Annotated in this window: 24 protein-coding genes; 5 read left to right on the forward strand and 19 right to left on the reverse strand. The window is 42.7% G+C overall.

Features of this window, described 5'->3' with window-relative positions:
* Positions 1 to 18: 18 nt before the first annotated feature.
* From MHM95_RS09345 to wecC, 3 genes are all read right to left on the reverse strand, one after another.
* Positions 19 to 1,185 carry a nucleotide sugar dehydrogenase gene (locus MHM95_RS09345; RefSeq protein WP_239385102.1) on the reverse strand — a complete coding sequence of 389 codons (1,167 nt, stop codon included), beginning with the start codon at positions 1,183 to 1,185 and terminating at the stop codon, positions 19 to 21.
* 1 nt (position 1,186) lies between these two features.
* Positions 1,187 to 2,302, reverse strand: a complete 1,116-nt coding sequence (gene wecB, locus MHM95_RS09350) for a UDP-N-acetylglucosamine 2-epimerase (non-hydrolyzing) (protein WP_239385103.1) — start codon at positions 2,300 to 2,302, stop codon at positions 1,187 to 1,189.
* Between the two features lie 83 nt (positions 2,303 to 2,385).
* Positions 2,386 to 3,621, reverse strand: a complete 1,236-nt coding sequence (gene wecC / locus MHM95_RS09355; RefSeq protein WP_239385104.1) for a UDP-N-acetyl-D-mannosamine dehydrogenase — start codon at positions 3,619 to 3,621, stop codon at positions 2,386 to 2,388.
* A gap of 184 nt (positions 3,622 to 3,805) precedes the next feature.
* On the opposite strand from wecC, the gene pssD reads away from it, so the two are divergent.
* The 4 genes from pssD to MHM95_RS09375 are packed head-to-tail and all read left to right on the forward strand — an operon-like array spanning position 3,806 to position 6,429.
* A complete protein-coding gene (gene pssD, locus MHM95_RS09360; protein WP_239385105.1) occupies positions 3,806 to 4,294 on the forward strand; it encodes a PssD/Cps14F family polysaccharide biosynthesis glycosyltransferase in 489 nt (162 codons plus the stop codon).
* A complete protein-coding gene (gene pssE, locus MHM95_RS09365; RefSeq protein ID WP_239385106.1) occupies positions 4,291 to 4,749 on the forward strand; it encodes a PssE/Cps14G family polysaccharide biosynthesis glycosyltransferase in 459 nt (152 codons plus the stop codon). The genes pssD and pssE overlap by 4 nt, the downstream gene beginning before the upstream one ends.
* A 2-nt stretch (positions 4,750 to 4,751) precedes the next feature.
* Positions 4,752 to 5,594 (forward strand): glycosyltransferase family A protein, encoded by an 843-nt coding sequence (locus MHM95_RS09370; protein ID WP_239385107.1) that lies wholly within the window; start codon positions 4,752 to 4,754, stop codon positions 5,592 to 5,594.
* Positions 5,578 to 6,429 (forward strand): glycosyltransferase, encoded by an 852-nt coding sequence (locus tag MHM95_RS09375; RefSeq protein WP_239385108.1) that lies wholly within the window; start codon positions 5,578 to 5,580, stop codon positions 6,427 to 6,429. Before MHM95_RS09370 ends, MHM95_RS09375 begins: the two co-directional genes overlap by 17 nt.
* Positions 6,430 to 6,431: 2 nt before the next feature.
* Here MHM95_RS09375 and MHM95_RS09380 read toward each other — a convergent pair whose 3' ends face one another.
* The 9 genes from MHM95_RS09380 to MHM95_RS09420 all read right to left on the reverse strand — a co-directional run bounded on the left by MHM95_RS09380 (position 6,432) and on the right by MHM95_RS09420 (position 16,294).
* Positions 6,432 to 7,697 carry a hypothetical protein gene (locus tag MHM95_RS09380; protein ID WP_239385109.1) on the reverse strand — a complete coding sequence of 422 codons (1,266 nt, stop codon included), beginning with the start codon at positions 7,695 to 7,697 and terminating at the stop codon, positions 6,432 to 6,434.
* Between the two features lie 59 nt (positions 7,698 to 7,756).
* Positions 7,757 to 8,671: a glycosyltransferase family A protein gene (locus tag MHM95_RS09385; RefSeq protein ID WP_239385110.1), complete on the reverse strand. Its 915-nt coding sequence runs from the start codon at positions 8,669 to 8,671 to the stop codon at positions 7,757 to 7,759.
* Positions 8,672 to 8,673: 2 nt separating this feature from the next.
* Positions 8,674 to 9,810: a glycosyltransferase family 4 protein gene (locus MHM95_RS09390; RefSeq protein WP_239385111.1), complete on the reverse strand. Its 1,137-nt coding sequence runs from the start codon at positions 9,808 to 9,810 to the stop codon at positions 8,674 to 8,676.
* Complete coding sequence (locus tag MHM95_RS09395; RefSeq protein ID WP_239385112.1) at positions 9,785 to 10,978, reverse strand: hypothetical protein; 1,194 nt, start codon at positions 10,976 to 10,978, stop codon at positions 9,785 to 9,787. Before MHM95_RS09395 ends, MHM95_RS09390 begins: the two co-directional genes overlap by 26 nt.
* A gap of 88 nt (positions 10,979 to 11,066) precedes the next feature.
* Positions 11,067 to 12,002 carry a Wzz/FepE/Etk N-terminal domain-containing protein gene (locus tag MHM95_RS09400; RefSeq protein ID WP_239385113.1) on the reverse strand — a complete coding sequence of 312 codons (936 nt, stop codon included), beginning with the start codon at positions 12,000 to 12,002 and terminating at the stop codon, positions 11,067 to 11,069.
* 17 nt (positions 12,003 to 12,019) lie between these two features.
* Positions 12,020 to 12,730, reverse strand: a complete 711-nt coding sequence (locus MHM95_RS09405; RefSeq protein WP_239385114.1) for a WecB/TagA/CpsF family glycosyltransferase — start codon at positions 12,728 to 12,730, stop codon at positions 12,020 to 12,022.
* Positions 12,731 to 12,762: 32 nt separating this feature from the next.
* A complete protein-coding gene (gene wecA / locus MHM95_RS09410; protein WP_239385115.1) occupies positions 12,763 to 13,842 on the reverse strand; it encodes a UDP-N-acetylglucosamine--undecaprenyl-phosphate N-acetylglucosaminephosphotransferase in 1,080 nt (359 codons plus the stop codon).
* A 234-nt stretch (positions 13,843 to 14,076) separates the two neighbouring features.
* Positions 14,077 to 14,880, reverse strand: a complete 804-nt coding sequence (locus MHM95_RS09415) for a hypothetical protein (protein WP_239385116.1) — start codon at positions 14,878 to 14,880, stop codon at positions 14,077 to 14,079.
* Positions 14,881 to 14,980: 100 nt separating this feature from the next.
* Entirely contained in the window at positions 14,981 to 16,294 is a 1,314-nt protein-coding gene (locus MHM95_RS09420) for a flippase (protein ID WP_275441939.1), read from the reverse strand.
* Positions 16,295 to 16,398: 104 nt separating this feature from the next.
* On the opposite strand from MHM95_RS09420, the gene MHM95_RS09425 reads away from it, so the two are divergent.
* Positions 16,399 to 17,553 (forward strand): polysaccharide pyruvyl transferase family protein, encoded by a 1,155-nt coding sequence (locus MHM95_RS09425; RefSeq protein WP_239385118.1) that lies wholly within the window; start codon positions 16,399 to 16,401, stop codon positions 17,551 to 17,553.
* 27 nt (positions 17,554 to 17,580) lie between these two features.
* Here MHM95_RS09425 and MHM95_RS09430 read toward each other — a convergent pair whose 3' ends face one another.
* The 7 genes from MHM95_RS09430 to MHM95_RS09460 all read right to left on the reverse strand — a co-directional run bounded on the left by MHM95_RS09430 (position 17,581) and on the right by MHM95_RS09460 (position 25,039).
* Complete coding sequence (locus MHM95_RS09430; RefSeq protein ID WP_239385119.1) at positions 17,581 to 18,132, reverse strand: hypothetical protein; 552 nt, start codon at positions 18,130 to 18,132, stop codon at positions 17,581 to 17,583.
* Positions 18,133 to 18,208: 76 nt separating this feature from the next.
* Positions 18,209 to 19,594 carry a hypothetical protein gene (locus MHM95_RS09435; RefSeq protein ID WP_239385120.1) on the reverse strand — a complete coding sequence of 462 codons (1,386 nt, stop codon included), beginning with the start codon at positions 19,592 to 19,594 and terminating at the stop codon, positions 18,209 to 18,211.
* Positions 19,595 to 19,953: 359 nt separating this feature from the next.
* Positions 19,954 to 22,023, reverse strand: coding sequence for a secretin N-terminal domain-containing protein (locus tag MHM95_RS09440; RefSeq protein ID WP_239385121.1), 2,070 nt, complete (start codon positions 22,021 to 22,023; stop codon positions 19,954 to 19,956).
* Positions 22,007 to 22,501 carry a hypothetical protein gene (locus MHM95_RS09445; RefSeq protein WP_239385122.1) on the reverse strand — a complete coding sequence of 165 codons (495 nt, stop codon included), beginning with the start codon at positions 22,499 to 22,501 and terminating at the stop codon, positions 22,007 to 22,009. Before MHM95_RS09445 ends, MHM95_RS09440 begins: the two co-directional genes overlap by 17 nt.
* Positions 22,498 to 23,055: a hypothetical protein gene (locus tag MHM95_RS09450; protein ID WP_239385123.1), complete on the reverse strand. Its 558-nt coding sequence runs from the start codon at positions 23,053 to 23,055 to the stop codon at positions 22,498 to 22,500. Before MHM95_RS09450 ends, MHM95_RS09445 begins: the two co-directional genes overlap by 4 nt.
* Positions 23,052 to 24,152: a hypothetical protein gene (locus MHM95_RS09455; protein WP_239385124.1), complete on the reverse strand. Its 1,101-nt coding sequence runs from the start codon at positions 24,150 to 24,152 to the stop codon at positions 23,052 to 23,054. Before MHM95_RS09455 ends, MHM95_RS09450 begins: the two co-directional genes overlap by 4 nt.
* Positions 24,149 to 25,039, reverse strand: a complete 891-nt coding sequence (locus MHM95_RS09460; RefSeq protein ID WP_239385125.1) for a type II secretion system protein GspK — start codon at positions 25,037 to 25,039, stop codon at positions 24,149 to 24,151. The genes MHM95_RS09455 and MHM95_RS09460 overlap by 4 nt, the downstream gene beginning before the upstream one ends.

A 25,039-nucleotide genomic window follows, 5' to 3' on the forward strand; every position in this document is an offset into this window, starting at 1 on the left:
AGTTAACGTCCTTAACGATTAATCACTGCCAAATAAGTCTCGAGTATAAACCTTATCTTGCACATCCATAAGGCTCTCGACCATACGGTTAGAGATAATCACATCTGAGTCACTTTTAAAAGCATTCAAATCTCTGTATACGCGGGAATTGAAAAAAGACGAAGTATTGAGTTGAGGCTCGTAAACGATCACTTCTATTCCTTTAGCCTTAATTCGCTTCATAACACCTTGTATTGCTGAAGCTCTAAAATTATCAGAGCCTGACTTCATAACTAATCGATATACGCCAACAACTCGTGGGCTTCTTGCCAATACTTGTTCAGCAATAAAGTCCTTGCGAGTGCGATTGGCTTCAACGATTGCTGAAATTAGGTTGTTAGGTACGTCCTCGTAATTAGCCAGTAATTGTTTTGTATCTTTGGGAAGGCAATACCCGCCGTATCCGAACGAAGGGTTGTTATAATGGTCGCCGATGCGCGGATCAAGGCCTACACCTTCAATAATTTGCTTGGAATCTAAACCATGCTTTTCAGCGTAAGTGTCTAGCTCATTAAAGTAAGCGACTCGCATAGCAAGGTATGTGTTAGCAAATAATTTGATTGCTTCAGCTTCGGTGCTTTTTGTAAAAAGTACTGGCACATTGTCGATAAGAGCAGATGCGGAAAGGAGTTGAGCAAAGTCATTGGCGCTCTCGCAATGTCCTCCGACTATTATTCTTGAAGGGTATAGGTTGTCCTGTAACGCTTTACCTTCTCTTAAAAACTCAGGAGAGAAAATAATGCGTAGGTGGGTAAACCGAGCTCTCATTTGTTCAGTAAACCCAACCGGAACGGTCGACTTTATAATCACGGTCGCACTTGGATTACATAGCTCAACCTGTTTAAGGACATCCTCTACAGACTGAGTATTAAAGTAATTAGTTTGTGGATCGTAATCGGTGGGCGTAGCAATGACGATAAACTCAGCCTCTTGATAAGCCTCTAGTGGCTCGGTTAACGCTTTAAACCGAGACTTATTTGTGAACAAGTACTCAGGGATGTCTGGGTCAATAATTGGGCTTTCACCTCTATTGAGTTTATCGACCCTGGCCTCATCTATGTCCAGCGCTATGACCTGGTGGTGCTGGGCTAATAGCATAGCTATGGACAGCCCAACATAACCAGTTCCGACAACAGTTACTTTCATACTATCTCGCTAGCAAAGCAGTAACAATTCGTGAGCAAGCCAATCCATCACCATACGGATTATGAGCTCGACTCATGGTTTCATAAACACTCGTGTCATCGAGTAACTCACTTACCGCATCAATGATTTTATTAATATCTGTACCAACTAGCTTTACGGTTCCAGCAGCAACAGCTTCAGGTCGTTCTGTGGTATCACGCATCACTAATACAGGTTTCCCCAAAGAAGGGGCTTCTTCTTGTACGCCACCCGAGTCGGTCAAAATAATTTGGCAGTTATCCATCAAATAAACAAAGGGTAGATAGTCCTGAGGCTCAATTAACTTCACATTATCTAAACCATTTAAAAGGCGATTTACCGGTTCCTGCACATTAGGGTTTAAGTGAACGGGATAGATAAAGTTGTGTTCCGGGTATTTATTTGCTAAATGCGCTATTGACTCACATATCCGCTCAAAACCCCCGCCAAAGCTCTCACGGCGATGTCCTGTCACTAGCACATAAGGTTTTGCTGTTAACTCTCCGAACTTTTTCTGCATCTGCGCTTTTGTTTCAGGGTTCGTAAGCACCTCACTTTTAACTTTCAGCAAAGCGTCAATAACGGTATTACCGGTAATAACGATGTCAGTGTCAGCAACATGCTCGCGAAGCAAGTTATCTGCAGAAGCCTGGGTCGGTGCAAAATGTAATGCACTAAGAGAGCCCGTTAATGTGCGGTTAGCCTCCTCAGGCCAAGGGCTATATAAATCGTGAGTCCGCAGCCCTGCCTCAACATGAGCCACTTTAACTTGCTTATAAAACGCGCCCAAAGACGCCGCCAAGGTCGTTGTGGTATCGCCATGAACTAAAACCCAGTCAGGCTCGAAATCATCTAACACATCACGCAACCCTAGAAGGATCTTGGCAGTAACATCAAACAAGTCTTGCCCTGGCTTCATAATATCTAAGTCGTAATCTGGACGAATAGCAAATAAATCCAACACTTGATCTAACATCTCACGATGCTGGGCTGTCACACACACTCGGGCGTCGATATCATTATTTTGCTCTAGGGCTTTTACTAATGGGGCCATTTTGATCGCTTCAGGGCGCGTTCCAAAGACTGTTAACACTTTCATTAATTTGTTCCAACTTAAAATAGCGCAGCCCACCGGTTGGCGGGCTGTAAATATAATCTCGCAGAGCTATTCAACAATAATAGTTAGAAGATGCCTCGACTATCAACGATTACCTTACGTGCAACTACGTTAGGGTCTATCGATTTAAATTCTTTATGGTCGACTAAAACAGCTAACGTATTTGCTTGCTCTAGTGCATTTTCTAAACTCACTAATTTTGCCCCTAGTTCACTTAATTGTGCAGGCAACTCTTCAATATTCGGCTCTACGACTAAAACCTCTGCTTCACAGGCACACAACTGCTTAGTAATATCAAGCGCAGGGCTCTCGCGTAAATCATCAATATCTGCCTTAAAGGCAATCCCTAGACATGCCACTACGGGTTTTTTAAATTGCTCTGCTGCTGCTTTTATTTGCTCTAATACATAAACAGGTTTGCTATCGTTCACTTCCCGCGCAGTGCGTATAAGCTTCGCTTGTTCAGGCGCAGAACTGACAATAAACCATGGGTCAACGGCAATACAATGCCCCCCTACCCCCGGGCCAGGGTTTAGAATATTAACTCTGGGGTGGCGGTTAGCTAGATTTATAAGCTCCCAAACATCGATTTTCAACTTATCACAAATAATGGATAATTCGTTTGCAAAGGCGATGTTAACGTCACGGAATGAGTTTTCTGTGAGTTTAGCCATTTCTGCAGTGCGAGCATTAGTCAGTAAGCACTCCCCTTTTACAAAGGTTGCGTATAGGGATACAGCGGCCTGGGAACAAGCGTCTGACATACCGCCTATAACACGGTCATTCTCAACAAGCTCACGTAAAACATGACCAGGCAAGACACGTTCAGGACAATGCGCAACTTTTATATCAGCGTTATCACCTGCTTGCTGAGGAAAACTCAAGTCAGGTCGGTATTCGCTTAACCACTCAGATAGCGCTTCGGTAGCACCAACTGGAGAGGTAGACTCAAGCACAACCAAGTTGCCTTTTTCTAACACTGGCGCGATGGACTTTGCTGCCGCCTCAATATAGCTCAAGTCAGCTTCATGGCCATCCTTAAAAGGAGTAGGCACAGCTACCATAAATGCATCTGCAGGCTCAGCCTGTATTGTTGCGCGGAGCCTCCCTGCTTGCACTGCACTTTTCACCACAATATCCAGATCAGGTTCTACTATGTGCACATCGCCGGCGTTGATGGTGTCAACCGCATGTTGGTTAACATCGACCCCAATCACCTCTAAACCTCGAGAAGCGATCACTGCAGCGGTGGGTAGACCTATATAGCCAAGGCCTACAACTGATATTCGGTTAAATTGCACTCACTTCCTCAAACAAAACTTGCCTTAAATACATCACATCATTATACCCCTTAGAGGGAGGTAGAATCTACAGTATCGCAAGCCACTTCTGTCGAATAACCATAGGTTAAGTTGTTACTTGAGGCTGTCAATTAAGACTTAAATTGAATACACTAGCGACCTCTAATCAGGGTTGACGCGATAAATGATTCCGAAAGAACAACAGACGCTGCTCATAATATACGGGCGTGGTGGCCACAAAGAGCAAATGAAGCGATTACTAGAAAGTTTAAAACAACATAAAGAGTTCGACTTTGTATCAATTGCTGATGTTAATGATGAACTTGGGTCGTTAGAACACCTTCGCTGTCCTGAACCGAGAGATAAATTTCATTTTTGGAAGGCTCCTTTTCAGCTAACCTATACAGCTTTTGTAACGCTTATCCAAACCCTTCGCCTACTGCGTAGACATAATATTGTAGGGCTAGTCTCCACAGGCCCGGGAATGGCCGTCATTCCTTCAATTTTGTTTCGGCTTTGTAGAAAAAAAGTGGTTTATTTGGAATCTTGGTCTAGGTTTTATAGCGCTTCGGCTACTGGAATTTTCATGTATAAAATCGCAAATAGGTTTTATGTGCAAAACGAAACTATGCTAGCGAAGTATCCAAAAGCGACATACTCGGGCAGGTTATGAAAGTGTTAGTCACCGTAGGAAATACGAGGTTTGACTCATTGTTCAAACAGCTGGATTCTATTGCGCAATTAAATACTGCCCAAGATATTACATTTTTAGGGCAAATATCTAACGGTGTATACAAACCAAAAAACTTTAGTTTTTTTAAGTTCTCAACCCACATACAACAATACATTGACGAGTCTGAGTTCGTTATTTGCCACGCTGGGGCTGGAAGTGTATACAGCATGCTAGAACAAGGTAAGACATTGTTAGTAGTATATAATACAGATCGTGTTGATAGTCACCAAAAGGACTTATTACACTTTTTACAAGATAATAAATATGCCCTTGTGTGCTGGCGCATAGAAGATCTAGAGTCGCAAGTTTCAAAGCTTAAAGACTTTGAACCAACTCCGTATAAAAAGCCAAGCTTCAGTGCTGGGCGTGAAATTTCTGAATACTTACTAGGCTGAGCATGCCCGCTGACCATCTCACCATAATAATACCGGTATACAATGAAGAAAAAGTAATTTGCCATACTTTAGATGCCTTACTCAGCGACGGTGAGCTATGCGCAACAATTGTGACTGTTTGTAACGGATGCTTGGATCGCTCGTTTGAAAAGATAGAGAGCTACACCAAACGCGCAAACGCTACCCAACACAAAGTCACCTTTAGAAATATCGAGATAGAAAAAGGGTGCAAAATTTCAGCCCTCAACGCAGGTTATGAAGTGTGTGCCCTTTCAGGGACAGTTATTTTATTAGATGCTGATATCAGGGTTGAAGGAAAAACGATAACTAAGTTAGCAACGACGCTTAAAAACCTTAACCTAGAGGCTGCATCCCCGAAAGCTAATTTTGCGTATAAACAAAGCACTTGGCTTGTACGCCGTTTTTATGAAGCAGCTTCAAGTTCAACCTATAACCGAAGGCATAGAATCGCAAATGTAATAGCCTTAAGCGAGTCTAGTGCAAATGCGTTATTTCCCCTTCCAACTATCATCGCTGATGATAGCTACATACAGCGTTGTGTAGGCAAGAATAATTACAAGATCATTTCCTCCCTGTCTTATCGTTTTGAATGCCCAAGAACATTTAAAGATATGTTAAAAGTACAGACTCGAATCTGTAGAGGTAATTATGAGTTAGCAGAAAAATACCCTAACTTAGTTGCCCCTAAAAGTTATATCACCTCTAAATCTTTTATTAATAAAGGAGTTCTTTACGCCATAAAGTTACTAGCCAAATCCATCGCCACTTGGCAATTAAAAACAAATAAGCAAAGTTTATGGGAAAGAGATGAGTCAACAAGATAGTCATTCACCCTTGGTGAGTATTTATATGCCAACCAAGAACCGTCTTGAACTTCTTAAACGTGCAGTTCTCAGCGTCGAGAAGCAGACATACCCCAATTTAGAACTTGTCGTTTGTGATGATGGTTCAACTGATGGTACGAAAGAATACCTTACAGCCTTAAAGTCATCCAAAACTATAAAAGTTAAAGTGATCAGCAACAACACTTCTAACGGCGCCTGTTATGCTCGCAATCAAGCTATAAATGTCGCTGAAGGTATGTTTATTACTGGCTTAGATGACGATGATTACATGCTCCCGAATAGAATATCTCTGCTCTTAGCAGCTTATAAACCCGAGTACTCATTCATATCTAGTGCAATGATTTGGGACTATGGGCACAAAACACGGGTAATCGATAAAAAGCCCGGCCCAATAACACTGGAAGCTCAGTTATCGTATAACGAGGCAACCACACAAATCCTAGTCGAAAAAAGCCGTGTGATAGAGGTTGGAGGATTTGATGAAACCTTCGTAGCCTGTCAAGACTATGACCTATGGACACGGCTAATTATCGCTTATGGTGAGGCTTTTAGAATTGCAGAGCCCACTTATATTATAAATGATACAAACCCCGCCCAACGCATGACAGGAAATCCAAAAAGTGTCAGGGGCTATGAGCAATTTGCATCAAAACATGGGCACTTAATGAATGATAAAAATATTCAGAACCAAGAATTCATGAAAATCAGACGACTAAAGCAAAGGTATAGCTTAGCTTTGCTAATGAAACACAGAAAGAGTGGCCACTTTACCGACAAACTAAGATATTGGGCCGGTCAGTATTTAAAAAGGTAATACTATGTACTTTTAGTCAACTTACGTTCCTGCAGTGGCCAATACCAAAAATTAAACACACCTTGTACGAGTAGAATAGCCACTATGGGTGTGTAAACACTCTCGAAACCCACAGCCAGAGCAGCCCATGTCACGAACACCACCCCAACTCCTGCGGTGATTGAGGCAAGCGCAAAGTCGACATGATTGCCAGTCATCAATAAATTTTGTGCCAACTGTTTATTAGTATCTAAAAGGTAAACTAAAAATAAAGCCAGCATTGGTGCAAGCATTAATAACTGAGTGTCTGACTCTAAAAGGGCTAGCAAGTAATCCCCTATCGCAAAGAACAAGCTCCCTGCTGCTACCATACACCCTAAAGACACGAGTCTCACTTTTGATTGCAGCACTCTAATTCTAGTCATATCACGGCGCTGCATTAGGCTATTTAGCTTTGGAGTATGGATAGTCATATATAATAAGCTAACCGAACTAATGGTTGTAAAAATATTAAGCACAAAGGAATAGCTTGCAGAAAGAGCCAATGGTAAGAAAGATGCTGTCAGAAACACGGTTGCTTTGGCTGATAAATAATTACCTAACGATACTAAGCCAAGCCTAGATACATTGGGTAACAGTGTAAATAGTGTCTCACGCGCGCTTTTAATCCTACCCTTTAGATTAGTTTGATAAAAACGAAGCATATTATAATTTTTAACTTCAACTATAGAATGAAGAAGGTACACAATAGCTGCGACGAGTCTAGCGACAGCAATAGAAAGCAGCCCACCCCCTTGGTATATCAGTAAAATAGCTACAGAAAAAAAGATTAGGTTAGAGATAGTACAAACACGGTATATGGACGTTACGTTGTAAGTACCAAAAAAAATAGCGTTATATTGCAAAGAAAATAAGCTTATTACGATTGCTAAGCAGTAGATGCTCCACTCTAACCATAAAGACGCTCCAAGCTTCTCTTCTATTCCTGTCAAATAAGCGAAGTAAAAAAGTACGAAAAATATAGAGCACAAGCAGCCCAATAAAAAAAATGTGTATTTACTCGCATCAATTACGCCAGTAAACAACTGAGAGTTAATGTTTTTTTCGTCTACATGTTGTGAAGTGCCTTTAACCTCAAGGCGCTGAGCTCCTGAAAGTATATAATTCAGCTGTCGAGCGAAAGTTGCGCTAAGACCAAAGTCGAAGACAACGATTAGCCCATAGAAAGTAACGAAGATCATCCATACTGAAAACACATCATTGCTAAAATAAGACAATGCAAAAGGCATGATTATCAAGCTACTAGCTATGCTGCTAAAGCGAGATAGGTACCCCCATAACAATGTATTCAAGGGCGCTTGCCTCGCTTAATTTTATCAATTACGAATAGTCCTAATGCTAAAACAGAGGCACACATAGCCTCAAGTTTATAGTAAAGAGGCGCTGGCTCTGAATGCTCTTTTCCTGAACAGTGCAACTTATACCTAAAATAATTAGTATACATTTTCAGCCTACCAATAGCGCCGATACGGGCCAATAAAGCTGGCTCTCTCAAAATGACCAAAAACCGCTGAAGCATTCCTCTGGGATTGTTTTGAGCCAGTGCATTGTATGTATCACTCAATCCGCCTTCTTGATACTCAATAAGCTTGAATGTATCGTTGACACACAAGTACTGATGGTCGATTTCTGGCAAAAGCATAACAACGGCTTCAGGCATAAATTTCTCGTCAGCATAGCAAGGAAATCTATGTTGTTTCAGTAAATCTGAACGAACGAAATCGGCGCGATCACCCGCCATTTTCAAACAATGTATGCTTTCTAAAATGGTTGTCCTCATTGGCGACTCAGGGAATAAGCTCCCCATCACCTGCCCATCAAATCCGGCACACAACCCAATGACCCCGGCTAAGCTAGTATCTTTGCGATGTTTCTCCCAAGTATTCCAAACTCGTTGCAAGCATTGCTCTGGCAATGCATCATCTGAATCTAGAATAAAGAATAACTCACCGGCTGCCCGCTCAAAGAAAACATTCATACAAGTGTGTTTGCCACCATTTTCTTTGGCGATAAAGCTGATCTCAAATGGGCTAGATAACAAAAACTGGTTAACAACTTCCTTGATATTATCTGAGCTCCCGTCATCTACGATAATCCATTCAAAGTTTATGGAACTACTGACATTCTTTTTTAGAGATTCGAAAGCTCTGACAATTAGATCTGCTCGATTATATACAGGCGTGCAAATTGAGAAGTTAATCATGGTTAAAGCCTAATCGTTAGTTCTTCTCGGCAAGTGTTTTCTATATCTATCGCCTCCATTCTCTTTCTTCCGTTTTGCGCTATTTTGTCAAATAGGCTTCGACTCTCAATAAGTTCACTTACATTATGAGCATAAACATCGCAGTCGTAGGCTGGAGCAAGCAGGCCTGAATGGTTGTGAGTTATAAATTCAGGAATGGCACAGGTATCAAATGACACTGTAGGCATTCCTGAGGACATAGCCTCACACATGGATACGCCTTGAGCGTCCATTCTGGTGACAGCCAAATAAATACCATGTTCACTATGTATACTAGGAATATCTTTACTATTGATAAATTTATTTACCAGGGTAAAGCTATTTGTCAGATCACGAGCTTGGAGCTCATTGATTATGCTAGCCTCTTCAGGACCTGCCCCATATAAAGTTGAATGCACTTTACCTCGTAAGATAGCCGTAGACTCTATCATTAGGTCGACCGCATACTTACCTTTTAAGTAGAGAGGACGAATGCTTAACAACGAGTGCCTATTATGCCAATGATCTTCGAAAGCAAACTTAGATGTATCAATACCATTTGGAATCACTGATGTCTTGGCCTCAATATTGACATTAGTGTGGCCAATCGCTTCATGCATCATCCACTTCGACGGCGTAACAAACTTCACTCTAACTTGAGGCTCATTAAACAAAGCTAGTGTCTTGCGCATTTTATTGATGAGAAAGCAATCTCTATATGCCCACCTTGCCAGACTAAAAGGTGAGTGCCATTTAATATCATCTCGGCGACTACCCCATATTGTTTGGGTTTCAACACCATGTATGAAAAATACAGTGGGTATATTATTCTCTAGTAACTCACTGTATAGAGGCGCTGCATCAAGGGCTTGACTAAACCGATGAAGCAATAAATGAACCATCACTCTGTCTGCGCTGGCTAACTCCTTGCGCAAATCTGAGGAAGGTGCCATCTCAACATTGACTCCGTCTATCATGTATTTGTGTGACTTTTCCGAAGGCACAAGCACCCTTACAGAGTGCCCTTGTCGCACGTACTCTATATTTCGAGTATGCACAAACATATGCGCATAAGGATTGTCGGTTGAAGGGTATCTACCTGTTAATACAATAACTTTCATTACTTCTCTCAACATATATTAGTCCGATCATACAGCCGAGTAATAACCCAACAGTGCCCGAGTTCCATATATGACCGCTAAGCTGCGATAAAGAGAACAAAATAAGGCTAGTTAAAAATATGTACGGACCATAAAACGACTTAGTCAACAGCAAGCTGTGAGACTTGATAAGGTGGTATAGGTAGAAGGTGCCAATAAGAATGAGTGTGAAAATCCCATAAAGGTTAAACAAGTCAAAAGAGTCAACTTCTGTCGCAGCACTTCCCAATTTATCCTTTAAGGAAATAGCTTGGCCTTGGCCAAATATTTGTTCGAAAAGCACGCTTTGATTAACCACTATGTCCATTTTATCAGCAATCATTTCATCCCTGCCTGATAACAGGATACCCAATAAGCCCCGCTTTTCATAAAACCACATAATCCTATCGTACAAACCAATGGCTTGCAGTATGTCAAACACGAGGTATACGAGGATTGAAATCAAAAGAATGAAAGGCACCAGTATGTATAACTTTAACCGGGTAATTGAATAAAACCTATCTCGCTCATTAAAGATAGGAACAAGCAATACGATAAGTAGCGAAGCTAGCATCGTGGTTTTGGTTGAAACGATGAACCCACAAGCGACCGTAAAAAGGCTCAACAACAAATATTGGAAATACTTGCGATCATTCCACACTTTATGCAAAACAAAACAAAAAGTGACTAAAAAAGCACCTCCAAGTTCGTTTCCTGCTATGATCAATCCTGTACTTCCGGCTCCATCCTCGCCACTCGACTCATATGTACTTTTACCAATCCCCAGCGCCCCTAAAACAAAGTTTACACTCAACAACAAAAATGAAGTCCAGATAATTTTCTCTATTATTGTCTTTGCAAACGCCGAATCCACATTCACTAATATGCGTAGCCATAGAACAACGGCTATAGGGGTGTACACCTTTACCAAAGTAGCAAAGTCAAAGAGCAAAAAGTCAGCTCGGGCATAATCAAAAAACTGAACTAAAGGGCCAATGAATGAAAAAAGGATGAAGCTAACCAGCGTGAGAAATTGTCTCGGCTCATAACTGGCAATTAACACCAAAATGAGCGCAAAGAGAGGCACTTTGTAAATAAGAGAGATCTTAAGATCAACTCCTAAATAAATGATAGAAAAGCCAGAAGCCATATCAGCTGCTAAAAAGAGGCAAATCATCCACGCAGCTATTTGGTGCCACAATAATTTGTAACTGGCAACGGCTCTTGAGTAAAACATTTTAGCCGTAAATCTTTTCTCTGCGACTCGCAAGGCCGTAGAACAGTGCCACAATAGAAGCGATGGAGCCACTAAAGATAAACGCGACAACACATATTAGAGCACGACTAGGGGCTGACTTTTCTTCAGGAACAACGGCTGCAGCAACAGTTTCAAACATCGCCTCGTCAGACACTTTGGAAAGCAAGTTTGTTTTTGTCTGCTCTGCTATCAGCTCGTAAAATACTTCTTTCAATTCTGCGAGTTGAGTTTTTTGAGCCTGCTCAGCTAAGGCATCGATGTATTTTTGTGTTTCGGTTATTTGTCGCTGCTGCCAAAAGCTATTTAACTCAGCAACAATAATATTAAGCAGCTTTGCTGCAAGTTCCGGTGAGAAGTAAGTAACAGAAAGCTTAACGACCCCTTTTTTTGGATCAAACTCGACGTTGATACTCTCTTTTAAGGTTTCATACCCCTCCCACGGAGTAGGTATCACGCCTTTCCCTGGAGGAGCTTCTCTCACCCACTTTTTACTTTGAGCATCATATAGTTCAGCATCATAAATCAGCGTATCGGCTTCTCTATCCCACCCTTGTACAGCTAAAAGCTCAGGTAATAATTCATACTTATCAATCACACTTTGTAGAAACGCTCTCGATTCAATTAACTCCAGAGCAACTTCGGTTTTATCTGATGAGCCAGACCCCAAAGAGACTCCAGCTAAACTCGCTAAACCACCAAACTGTCCTGCAAGCTTGGACAAGCTACCTGTACTTCCCTCTGATTTGGGCATATACAAACCATGAGCTGTGTACACATTTGGCTTACTGATCGCGTAAGCTACAGCTGCTATTGAGCACACCGCAGTGAAAAGCACGATGAATACCTTATGGTCCCATAAGATAACCGCTAAGTCCCTCAGCTTGATTTCGTCGCTATTCACTTTATTCGCTTCCATAAAATTCTCACTTCTGACTACAACTTTCTCGTTATGTAAAGTAATAAAAACCTGAAAAGGTTAGCCTGGCGAAATATACGCTTAGGCTCCTTTACTACCCTATAGAGCCATTCTAGATTTAATTTTTGCCATGTTTTTGGAGCCCGCTGTACCGCACCAGCTAATACATCAAAGCTTCCCCCAACTCCCATATAGAAAGCATGCGGCCAATATGTACGAAGTTGATTAATTAACTTTTCTTGCTTCGGAGAACCCTGGGCAACAATGACGATATCAGGTTGCGTCCCTTTCACTAACTCAATTACCGTATCAATATCGTTGAAGTAACCATTTTGGGCCGCAACAATATTCACCTCACATGCTTTAAGCTTAGCTTCACAATCATCAATAACGGATTGCTTAGCACCAATAAGCAATACCTTTGAGCGGTGGGAAACAGAGCGCTTTAATATGTCTAGCCAAAGCTCACACCCTGCGATGCGCTCTAGCTTTGCCTTGGTTTTTTGCTCTAACGCTTTAACTACGCCAATACCATCTGCATACTGAATCGTGGCAGAGTTAATAATATTAAGAGTTTCAGCGTCATCCATGGCCTTGATAACTTTCTCTGGATTAACGGCTACAGCCATTCCAGGAACGACGTTTCCCCTAAGGTCAAATACGCAGCTCATTAGCTGCTCTTTGTTGGTAAACGGAATAACTTTTACGCCCGCAATTTCTATCGGCATAGGGGGGTTGTTGTTCATAGTTAATAAATTCTCTAGCGCACTGCTTTAGAGCTGGTCTTGGAAATGCCAAAAAAACGCCTGAGCTTAACAGTGATTCTCCATATTTTGGACATCACATAATAATAAGCCAGAGCAATGAGCACAAAAGACCAAAACATCAGATACTGTGGCCACTGAAATACATGAGCTAGCACTCCCAATGTGGCAAAAAAGAGAGCACTTAAGCATATGATTACCAGAGCCTGGCGAGCTGAGAATCCTAACCGCATTAAGATATGATGTAAATGCTCTCGGTCAGGTTTAAAAGGCGAGCTTCCTTTTTTCACTCTCCGAGCAATTGTCGCAACCGCATCGATAATGGGCACCGCCGCTAGCCACAAAGCTATAACGGGTGAAAAAGCCGGCATAGCAGGCTCCTGGGAGCCCTCTAATAAAAGCCACACAACAGTAAACCCTATAACAGTGCTGCCCGCATCGCCCATAAATATTTTAAATCTTTGACCCAGCGGAATTCCCAAGTTCATAATGATATAAGGTATGGTAGCGGCAACAATGACTAAACAGAAAGTCGTTAGTTCTTGTTGCGAATTAATATAAAACAGCACACCCATCGCTGAAAATGTAATAGTCGAGAGCGCTCCTAGCAGACCGTCGATGCCATCGACCATATTAAATGCGTTGATAGCGCCAACGACAACGATGGCGGTCATTACATAGCCAAAATAGGATAATTCCAGCGAGAAAGGGCCAACCAAATAGCCAGCGTTAGATAAAACGAGCCCGCCAAGCAGCATCATGAGTGCCGAGATAACAAGCTGTAGTGCGAGCCTAAATTTAAAACTAATATCTAACAAATCATCTAGCACGCCTACAAGCAGCAAAATACCGGCACAGCCTAGGTATAAATAAGATGAAGTGATGGTATTAGGAAAGACCCACAGAAAAGAGAAAACCACAACGAATACAGACAAGCCACCCACAAGAGGTACCGCCCCGTTATGGTGTTTACGCGCATTCGGTTCATCAACAAGGTTAATAAAAACAGCTACTTTCCTGAAAAAAAACAAACTCAAAAAGGAGCCTAAAAAAATCCCTAACGTACTAGCTATCACGAAGTAACGACCCTTAAGATGTATTAACCCTGCTATAAAAAAACGAGAAAAAGCATTTTCAGGCAGACATACCAAAGCACACGCCAGAATGCGCGGTAATTATAGGCTAAGCTTGGTAAAATAAAAACCGTAAAATAGGGCTACACCTCGATATCTAGCGCAGAACCAAGGTACTTAGTTACAATCTACCCATCAAAACATTACATAATATAACATTTAAGCAAGCACAAATCTTCAGGTTCGTCTCTTTGACAAGATTCTTTCATAGTTTTCACGCTCTACAGAGCACAGCTCCGTGACCTGATTGATAACATTTTGGTTACTAAAAAAGTCTTTTAAAACATCAATCACTTTTTGATTTTTTGGGCTCGCCAGGTCTTGCGTTTGATTACGGGACTCGAACGTTATTTCTTTACCGTACTGCTCACACAGTAATTTCGAAAAGCCAGGTAAATCATCCAAAAACCCTATCACACTAAATCGGTCACTGTTGTGTAAAACTTCGTCACGCATCGCCTGCGCGTCAGCTTTATCTTTAGGGTAGCGACCGGTTAAGCACATGGTGCTGGTATTCGCTAGCTGCCACCCTCTTCGATGCTCTAATATGGCACGCGCTTCTGAAATCAGGTTGTCAGTATCATTGTTGGCCACAGGGTGCATAACAGGTAACTGGTTAGTTAACCTGTTAAATATATAGTTAGACTTAAATCGTGCGACTGGCTCTCTCAGCACAGTGATAAAGTCATAAGATGAATCATATTCTTCAAGAAGTCGTGCATTGACTGCCAAGTGCCCACTGATAAAAGGGGTCGCACGATACATACTGTAAGACATTAACACGGGAAGTTGCGAGGCGTGATAATCACTGAACTTTGCGCCTTCATCCAAAGAACCATCTAGTTGCTTTGCGTAGCCCACCATAGAAGAGCGAATGACCGCATTACGGTCTATACGCATCGACCCAGCAGAAGCAAACGCGGAACGTAGCGCCCTATCGATCGTTAATCCACCACTTTTAGGGACGTGTAAAAAGGCCATTCCTTTGCTATCTGTTCTACCAGTTGTCGCTATTTTCTGAAACTGGGCATCATATCCACAGCTGTGAATGCCTTTTATAAGGGCTTTTTTTAAATATTTTTTAATCATTGAAATGCTTTTTCTTAATTACCATTTTCAAGCTCGAAGGAGCACCAATAAGACTTACAAAGGCAAGCTTGGCGAAAGGTCGAGTATCAGAAAAGAACCACAGCGCAAAGTAACCGGATACAGCATAGGCTAACACGGTTGCCCAAGCAGCTCCTAACGCACCATAGTGGGGGATCAAATAGAGATTGAGCAGCACATTGGTAACAGCGCCAAGCAAATGACTTGCAAGGCTAAAGGCTAACAAGTTTTTGTAAATAAGCCATTTTGAGAAGACTGCCCTAATAAAGACAAAAAATACCGAGATAATATGGATTTGTAAAATGCTCGCTGAAAGCGCAAACTGCTCACCAAAAAGTAATTCAATTAATAAATCACTGCTTATCACGGTTATTAGTACAATAGCGACACTCAACACAAAAAAGAGCCCTAAAATACGCTGCAATAGTTGATTAAAGTGCTCTTCTCCGCGCTTTTTAGCCCTGAAAATCAAACTGGACAAACCATTTACAGCTAAAACAGGCAATACAAACCAAAACTCTGATAGCTTAATCGCAGCAGCATACAAAGCAACGCTGGTTTCATCCCCCATCAGCCCTAGCATAACTTGATCAATTTTTAGGTAAATTATGGCTGCAAGGCCACTAAGTAGTAACCATTTTGAGCGTGACAGAAAAACCACATAGAGCTTTTTTGGCACCTTGCGATCGCGAGGCACTAAACGATGCTCTTTTCGCTCTTTGGCGTATAACCAGTAAAAAACACTGGCCACCGCAACAAACTCTACGGCGGTAATAGCTAGCAGTAACCATACATCTGCAAATATAAAAACGGCCGCTATTTTCACAGCGCTTAGCAGCGAGAGCACCACAAGCCGAGTTCTTGCAGGAACTTTTGCCTGCTCCTTAGCAATAAAATAAAATTCGATCACATATGCGCAGGTAAAGGCCTGCGCCGCCAACAGGGCGATCACTATGAGTGAATACTCAGGAAATAAAAAAAGACTCAGCACGGTGCCTATCAGCACAGAAAGTAGCGCCCCAAACAAGCGTATGCGAATTGCGGCACGCATATAAAGATGACTGCGCGCCGGGTATTTCAAAAAGGCATGGGTAGCAATATTATTGAGACCAAAGATACATAAAGGCGAGAACAGCGTTACATAAGCTAGTAACATGCTGTATTGGCCAAATAACTCAACGCCCCCTATCCGTGCGATGACAACATTGCTGGTAAACGTTAAAGCCATCAAAAAGAACCGGTCGAATATGAGTGTTAAGCTATTTTTTAACGCACTGAAGTGGCTCAATTAGTATTATCCATATTATTTCACTCAGCTAAGCCCCTAATCTTGCTTAGGGCTGCCTATCTCTAGTAATCTGCACTCACCTACCGAATCGTATTCTTAATGACATGATCATCGAAGTAAAAGGTGTGCAATTCACCAACAAAGGCGCCGAGTTGATGCTTGCTGCAGTAAAAAAAACGCTGGCACAGCATCTACCTAATGCAAAAATCGCCATCGCCCCATCAAACAACGCCAGTGCTAAACAAATACAAGCACAAGGCTACCTTGTGCGCCGACATATAAGAAAGAGACTGTTCGATCTGAACTCGCTCTCTTCACTCATTCCAGCAGTTGTTCGGCACTATTTACGCCAACACCATAACACGGTATATGAAGCCGACCTTGATGCAGTGCTCGACGCATCTGGGCTTAGCTATGGCGATCAGGGCAATGATATCGTATTAGCGCAAACAGCTAAAGAATGCACGCGTCTTAAGCGCCGTGGAATTCCCTATATTTTTTTGCCGCAATCCCTCGGGCCATTTACTCGTAAGAAAAACCAGCATGCCGCTAAACAAGCATTTAGCCAGGCCCGGTTAATTTTCGCACGCGAGCATACTTCCCTTGGTTATGTGCAACAGCTTGTCGGAAAAGATGCCCAACACTTATTCCTCGCACCTGATTTCACTAATTTACTCGCCGCTGACACAAGCGAAGCAACCACCAAGGGACGGTTCTTAATTATCCCGAATAGTAAAATGCTCAGTGAAAAAAATAGCGATACACGTTGGCAAGCCACCTATCAACCCTTATTAAGCAAACTTGGTAGCGCCTTGGTTGGCATGGGTGAAGAGGTGGCAGTGCTTAACCATAGTGGCCGTGAAGATAAAGCATTGTGCCAGCAACTGGCTAAGCAAATAGGTAACGTCGAGGTGATTACTCCCAACTCAGCCATAGCCGTTAAGCGCCATATCGGCGATGCACGCGCTGTTATCTGTTCCCGATTCCACGGTTGCGTCAGTGCACTCAGCCAAGGAGTCCCTTGCTTAGCAACCGGGTGGAGTCACAAGTATCAAGAGCTTTTTGCTGAATATGGCTGTAGCGAGTACTTATTAGCCCCCAATAAAACACCAGATTACATTCGCCAACAACTTGGGCTGTTAACTCACCCACCCGCTCTCACTCAAGCCCAGTTAACGGCCAATGCCGAGCAATATAAACAGCAAAGCGAGGCTATGTGGCGACAAGTTCTTGAGGTACTTAACGGTAGTCAAGATTAAAGGCAGCGCTTGGCTGCCTTTTTCGAATTAAAAGCTGAAGGAGTCAACCAAACGCTTAAACTCTTGATACACGCTTTCATTAGCGGCTTCATTGCCGCTAACCGATAGCGTGACCAATTCATTGGTTGCTTTATTTAATACGGCTAAGTTGTAAATATGTTGGCGGTTGTCATCTTTAGTGCCGCGATATATATACTCTAAGCTTTTATGTGGTCCCTGATAGAGCTCAGCATCACTGCCCACCCGGGTAAACTGCATATCCTTAAAACCTGCTTTTAGTAACCCTTTAATCCCCCGGTCAATAAATGCTTGCCACTCTTGCTGGCTGCCGGTATAAGCTTGCCCATCTAAATGTTGGCAGATCACATTGCTGGCGACTTTCACTCCTTTAACTGAGTGAGTATCCACCCATTGTTTGAGCTCCAATGTCACCTTAGGGCTTAACTGAGCTTGCTGACTGCGGCTTTGGGCTTGGCCTTTAAAGGCGATAGTAATAGCGCAGTGCTCACTATTACTTGCAAAGCCTTCGCTGCTTGCCAGCAGTGCACTGGCACATAAAATCATTGACGCTAATCGCATTACCTCTCCTGAATTTCAGCCATAAAAAAGCCCAGCATATGCTGGGCTTTTAAAAGTATCAATTAGCAAAAGCTAATTACTTACCTTTTTGCTGTGAAGTCACTAGAGACTGACGTGCGCCAGCTGCTTTCGCATTGCTGAATGCGTAAGCATTTACGTCGCCGTCATCAGCGTCGATGTTGAAAGTAACGCTTAGCTTAGTTTTGTCAGCTACTGGGTTACCGTCTTCGTCTTTCAACCAAGACTGAAGCTGGTCCTGACGGTACTTAGTAACTGTACCAGCATCTAGCTCTAGAGTAGATGCTTCAGAAGTGTACTCGTTACCAGAATCATCGATTGCAGTGATGATTACGTCAGCAGCTTTGTTTGACTCGTTAGCAAAATGAACTGAAGTGTCAAGACCTTCAAAACCAACTGGGAAGTAAGGAATGTTGATAACAGTTGCATCAAGCTTCCACTCACCACCTTCACCTAAGTAAACAAGGTCGCTAGAAAGGTCAGCTGAAGAAACACTAAATGTTACATCAACATCGCCAGTTACTGGGATAGCAGTACCAGCATGATCAAATGCAACAGTTACATCTGAATCTGTACCATCAGTGTTTGCATCAGTGTTTGCAAGTGGGATAGTGATTTCATCTTCGTCGCCATTGATAGTTGCGATCGTTTGACCAGCACCACCAACAGTGTCAACTACCGCTTCATCACCAGCACCGGCTGCAGCTACTACGCCTTCAAAGTTACCTTCTAGCTTTAGAGAGTAGGTTGGTGCTGCTAGAGCAGCTAGTAGCGACTCGTCATTTGTTACAGTAACTACTAGGCTATCTGTTTCTGTAGTATCAGTGTAAACAGTGTTGTCAGTACGGTTGATTACTGCATCAAGCTCTGTTTTAACAGCGAAAGAAAGCTGGTTTACTTCTTTTGCTAGTACACCGGTACCAGTTTCAATTTCGTCGCCAGCTGCTGTTTCTGATTGGTAAGATAGAGTAGATGCACCTGATAGATCTACTTTGTTACCGCCTAGCTCGATAGTGAATGACGAATCAGCAGTTAGTGGGTTACCAGTGGCAACAACGAAAGAGATAGTGTGCTCGCCTTCGGTTGTGGTATCGATTTGTACATTATCGAATGTGAAACCACCTGTACCATAACCAAATGTAATGTCACCAGAAACACCTTCACCGTCTGCTGGATTATTAGTAACTGCACCACCAGCTGCTGCTGCTAGGTCGTCTAAATCTACAGAGCCATCAAAAGTCAAAGTGATTTTAGCTGTTGAAGGGTGGTTTTCTGTTACAACAACATTAAATTTCAAAGTGTTGTTATCAGCTGTGTTACCTGCTGCAATACCTTCAGCTGATAGTTCAATTTCAGAACCAGCCACTTGGCTAACTGTTGCAGCTTGAGCGCCAAATGCACCCACGATAGCTGTAGCTACTAGCGCTTTTTTGAATAGTTTCATTATTTCCATTCTCCTAGTTTCATGAAACTGGCACATTGTAATGAATCAATATACCAAGATTTACTTCTTTTATCGGCTGGAGTTTTGCCGAATCATTGCAAATTTAAGGCTAAGTGCGGGTTATGTCAAGGCAAACATTGTAATCTTGCCGAGATTTTACGCGATTTCAGCCAACTTATTATTCACTGTTAATTAAGCAGAAATGCTATGCATCTCACCTTAAAACCTTAATATGACAGTTTTATTGTAATAGTTCAAAGTCACAAAGGAGTAACAGTGGTTTGTAAAGGCATTTACAAACTCAACCCTCTGTTACTTTCTGCTTCGCTAAACTAGCCCGTTCTTGGGCTAAATTCAAGCTAAAACTTAAGATTTTCCAAGCCTTGAATAAAGCTTTGTTTCACCCGCTGCCAATCTTGCAAATCTTTTACAATTTTAGGTGTAACCAGTACCACTAACTCGGTTTTATCGCTACTGCCACTGTCGCTTCTAAATAGATGCCCTAGTACCGGAATATCTCCCAGTCCCGGCACCGAGTTTGAACCGTTCGTTGAGGTTTCGCTAATAAGCCCCCCAAGCATCACAGTTTGTCCATCCCCGGCGACCACCTCAGTACTTAAGGTACGCTCGAATATAGCCGGGTTGCCGCCGGCGCCTTGGCCATCATTAACACTGGAGATGTTTTGGGCAATGGTCATAATGACTGTGCCCTGTGCGTTTATTGTTGGCGTTACGGTTAAGTCCACCCCGGTTTTACGGTACTGGATTTCAGTGGTTTGTCTATCACCGCTGATTGGGTCGGTGGTGGTACTGCCTATAGTCGGAATATCATCACCTACGCTAATATTGGCAGCAACACCGTCGCGCACAAGTAAAGTAGGCCGTGATAACACATTCACCAGGCCATCCGTTTGGTTTAAATTAATATTAATGTTGCCTGGTAAGCCAACAATGGAGTAGCTAAAGCCGCCCTCGTTATCAAAGCTGAATGTTTCTTGGCGATCACTTGTGCTGGCACCGCTTTTAATGGCGTACTCCACACCTTTGGCATAACTGCCTGTAAGTTTTACTTCCGCAATCACTACTTCCATCATGACTTGTTTAGGCATGATATCGAGCTGCTTAATAATGGGTTGCAGCTCTTGGTAGTACTGCCCGGTAGAGTAAAAAATAAGGGCGTTGGCACGTTCATCCACCACCAGGCGAATACCATCGCCCTGAATGGTTTGTGTTGCTTTTTGTTGGCCGCGATTTTGATTATCGCTGGCAACGGCGCTGGGCTGTTCGCTTTGTTCGCGGGTACTTTGTGAGTCACCAAAAAAGCTTTGACCACTTAACAGAGGAGCCAGTGACTGACCGAGATCAGAAGCTCGCGCGTAGCGTGGATGATAAATATAAAAGCTTTGTTCAGAGCCGGTTGCCGGTTTATCTAATTGCTTTTGCCAATACTCCAGCCGATCTATCAACTTATCAGAATTAGAAAAAACAACCAGCTTGCCTAAGTGCTCGATCGGTATAAAATTAACTACCGGCGCATTAGTACCACCACTTTTTGCACTATAACCCTCTTGCTCTAAAAGCTGTTGAGCCTTTTCCACAAAAGTTTCAGTAGCAATATACTTAAAGCTCATCATCGCCATAGCTTTGTCATATAAGGCTTTGCTGTCAACCATCTGGATAATGTTGATAGCTCGTTGGACCTCTGTTCTTTTACCTTCAACGATTACCATATTCTGGGTTGAATCAACATGCAGCTTAGCATCAAGCAAACTTCTTAACGTCACATTAAGACCACTTGAAACCCCATACTCTAGCGGCACTAATTGAATTATTTCACTACTGACCTGAGGTACCGATTCTACGCTTCTACCAAAACCAAAAGCATACTCGGATTTATTCTTTTTACTTTGCGGATAAATATAAAAAATGTCATCACTTAAAGATAAGCTAGCACCATTTTGAGCTAATACCTCTTGAGTCAACTGAAACACTCTCTGTGCAGAAATTGCTTCCTTTAACTCCAAAGTAACTGGGTTGTTTTTAGCCTTAATGCTGGGCTCGACTAGGTAAGAAATTCCTAAAAGATCTCCTAAAGTATAGTGGATAAACTCGTTTAAGGGTAAGGCATTAACCGAGAGCTGGTATTGCTTTTTTTCGCCAAAGCGCTTTGAGAGGTCGATCTCCAGCTTTAATGCCTGCTCTGTATCCTTTAGGTTTTTTAGTCGCACTAACTCGGAGCTACTTTCATCCTGTTCAACTGCAGCTACTGTATCGGAGCTCGTTTCTCTCTTTTCTCGTTCTAAATAAGAACGCTCTACACTGACGGTATCTGGCTGATTGCCCGCATTGGGATTGACCAAGGATGCACAACCATTGATAAATAAGGCGCTGGTAATAAGCAGCGCACAGGGCTTAATTCGATGTCTCATTGCTACGCCGTTTAAATAATTCAAATTCTTTCTCACTTTGTTCACTTGCCAGGGTAACGCTGCGCTGGGAAATGGCCTTGAGCCAAATACCGGGTTCAATATCTTGCTCTTTACCCACTTTGACCAAGTTACCTTCGGATGTTTTGATTAACACAAAGTAACCCTCGGCCTGTTTGAATATGCCGAATAACCGCAGTGCTTTACCTTCAAAAAGCACACTGTGAGCCTGCTCTTTTTGTTTTTGCTGTTGCTGCTCTTGGCGCTGTTGTTGCTGCTTTTGTTGCTCTACTTGCTGCTGGTTAGCCAACCAGCGCTGCTCTAAGTTGTTCTTGCTCTTTGCTGGTGTATGTGGCTTTACAAGCGCTAAAGCACTCATTAAGTCTTTATCATTGGCGCTTTCTTCATTACTGTTAAACCAATAAGGGATAGCCAATGTAGCCACACTGAGCGCACTTAATATAGCTGCGAGGAGCTTCATAGCGCCTCCTCAAAGTACCAAGTACTTAACCGTGCTTCTGAATTCACCCGTTCATTTGGCTTTCCTTGCCAGTTATTACCACCATAGCTATAGCCTTGATAACGGACAATTGGCATTAACGTTTCAATTCCTCGAGTCATAGCCACTAAGCATAGGGGCGCGCCTTTGAGGTTTACCGTAAAGCGTAGCTGCTTTAACCTTGGCGTTACTTCGTTAGGTTCTTCCCAGTTGAGCGTTTCCAAAGTGCATTGTGACGCTTTTAAAACGGCTTGCACACTTTTTTGCACATCAAGTTTAACCTCGCTAAGTGGTTTACCATGATATACATAAGGGAGTAACTGCTGGCGAGCAGCTTTTGCACTTTCAAGCTGCTGCTCTAGCTGTTCTCTATTATCTAACAGCGCAGCTATCTTATTTGCACGGCGCTCAGATAGCTGTGCTTCTTGCGCCAACTGCTGATGATATTGCCATAACGGGTCACTCACATACGTAGCGACAAGCAACGCAGCAATAACGATAAGGTAATGCTTATATTGATTAAGTTGTGCTTTCACAGCTCAGCCTCCGCTTTCGGCGTAACGGCTAAGGTAAAGTTATCGCCTTGACCTGTGTTACGAATCGAGCCGTCAAAGCTTGCAGCTTGCACCAGAGGGTGCGCAGTAATAGCACTGAGCACAGCCGTGGCATTGGGCGCGCTGCCTTGGATATAAATGACATTTTGCGGTTTGCGCAAATAGCGAATAACCATTTTTTGCTCAATTGCGGTATCAAGTATACGCCAGTAAGGGTGCACCAATGGCGCTTTTGCTACATGTTCATTGAATAACGCTATATCACTATTATAACGGTCTAACTCACGCTTTTGCTGCAGCACCGTATTCGCCTGAGCTTGGTTATCCTGAGCTGATGTTTCGTGTAGGTGTATTTGTATTAGCTGCCAGCCCACGGTGAGGCCTAAATACAAGGTGACACAGAGCAAGGGTCCAAGATACAGTGCATGCAAAACCGTTTTATTCGCAGTGTCACCTGTTTGAATAATCATAACACGATAAAGCTGCGCGAATGTGAGCTGCGATAATGCATCGGTTAACAACTGCGCAAATTGCTGTTGGCTTGTTGTTTGTGCTTCGACACTGCTGTTCATACCCACACTTAGTGCAAAGCGCTCAGCAGTGGGCAGCAGCGTATTTGCATAGGAGCTATTGAAGCTTTCGGTATTACTGACATAAAGCTCGCCTGCGGGGGTCTCTAATGTGTATAGGCTTGGAGAAGGTAACGCTCGCTCTAGTAACCTTGTTTCCGGAATGAGAACTTTAGCTCGCTGCAACAGGGGGAGGACCTGCGGGTTGATACTCACAACTGTCGCCTTGTAACCGTCAATTGAGGCACTTTTTACAAGTGACACCTGTACAGGCCCATTAAGTTGCTCTTTGTGAAGTTTAACAATTGACTTGGCGTCTTCTAAACTGGTTGCCGGGTATTGGTGCTCGGTAATGCGATAGTGTTTTTTGGCAAGAATAACAACGGGCTTTACCTCATTCAATGGTGAAAAGGTACCGTCTAAACTGCATGGCTGCTCACTGAAATAACACAGCAACTTAGCCAGCTTGTTACTAATAAAAGAAGACTGTAATAAGTGAGCTACTTTCACCCTTGATTCCATCTACTATTGGTTATGATTACTGCACGATAGGGGTGCCGAGGCTGAAAGCGCACATCAAACTTTTTTGTAAGCGAGATCCCCTGAGATTGCGCTTTCAATTCTATCCTTAGACGACCACTGGTGGCAAAACTAATGTACTCGGAAGTATTAATTCCTGAAACTTTAGTAAACTCACTCGTTGTTAGCGGTCGAGATTTTCGCTCCGCAGCGATACGGCGAGCTAGCTTGTCATCATTTGTAAATATTTGCAATAAATACTCAGGTGCATTACGTGGGTTAAAGTACGTGATCAGCTCGGTGGTGAAATAACGCTCTAGTATCTCAGGAGGAATCTCATTCGCCCCAGCGACATAACGCAGCTCCTGCTCGGATTGTAAGTAAGCATTTCTAGGAACGCCAAACTTACGTGGTGATATATCTGACTTCTCTTGCCCATATAGACGCTTTAAGTCGTCTTCATCTTTCCAATCTTCTAGAGAGTCTTGAATTTTTCGTCGATTAATTTCTGATACTCCAAGGCGCTCAAGCGCACGCGAAAACAACCCATCTGGAGTAAAATTTAGATTGATCAGTGATGCTTTATCTTGAATGGAAACAGTGACATTATCTGATAATTTAAAAGGCTCGGAATAAAAATTCCAACGCTTCACAATTGGGTTGTCACTCTGCGCTGTGCGGTACATATTTTCAGTGAGAAGGGTTACAAATAAGTCTGTTTGCGCTTGCTCAAGTTCTAACTTCAAAGCAAATGCATTTTTTACTTGAGCGGCACTTGCTACCTGTTGTTGTACTGTGGTTTGAATAAATAGTGCTAGTGTTGCCAGCACGATACTTATTATCAATACCTGTACTAACGCGATCCCCTGCTGCTTCAT

It is taken from the genome of Pseudoalteromonas sp. CnMc7-15 (assembly GCF_022347925.1).
Classification (GTDB): domain Bacteria; phylum Pseudomonadota; class Gammaproteobacteria; order Enterobacterales; family Alteromonadaceae; genus Pseudoalteromonas; species Pseudoalteromonas ruthenica.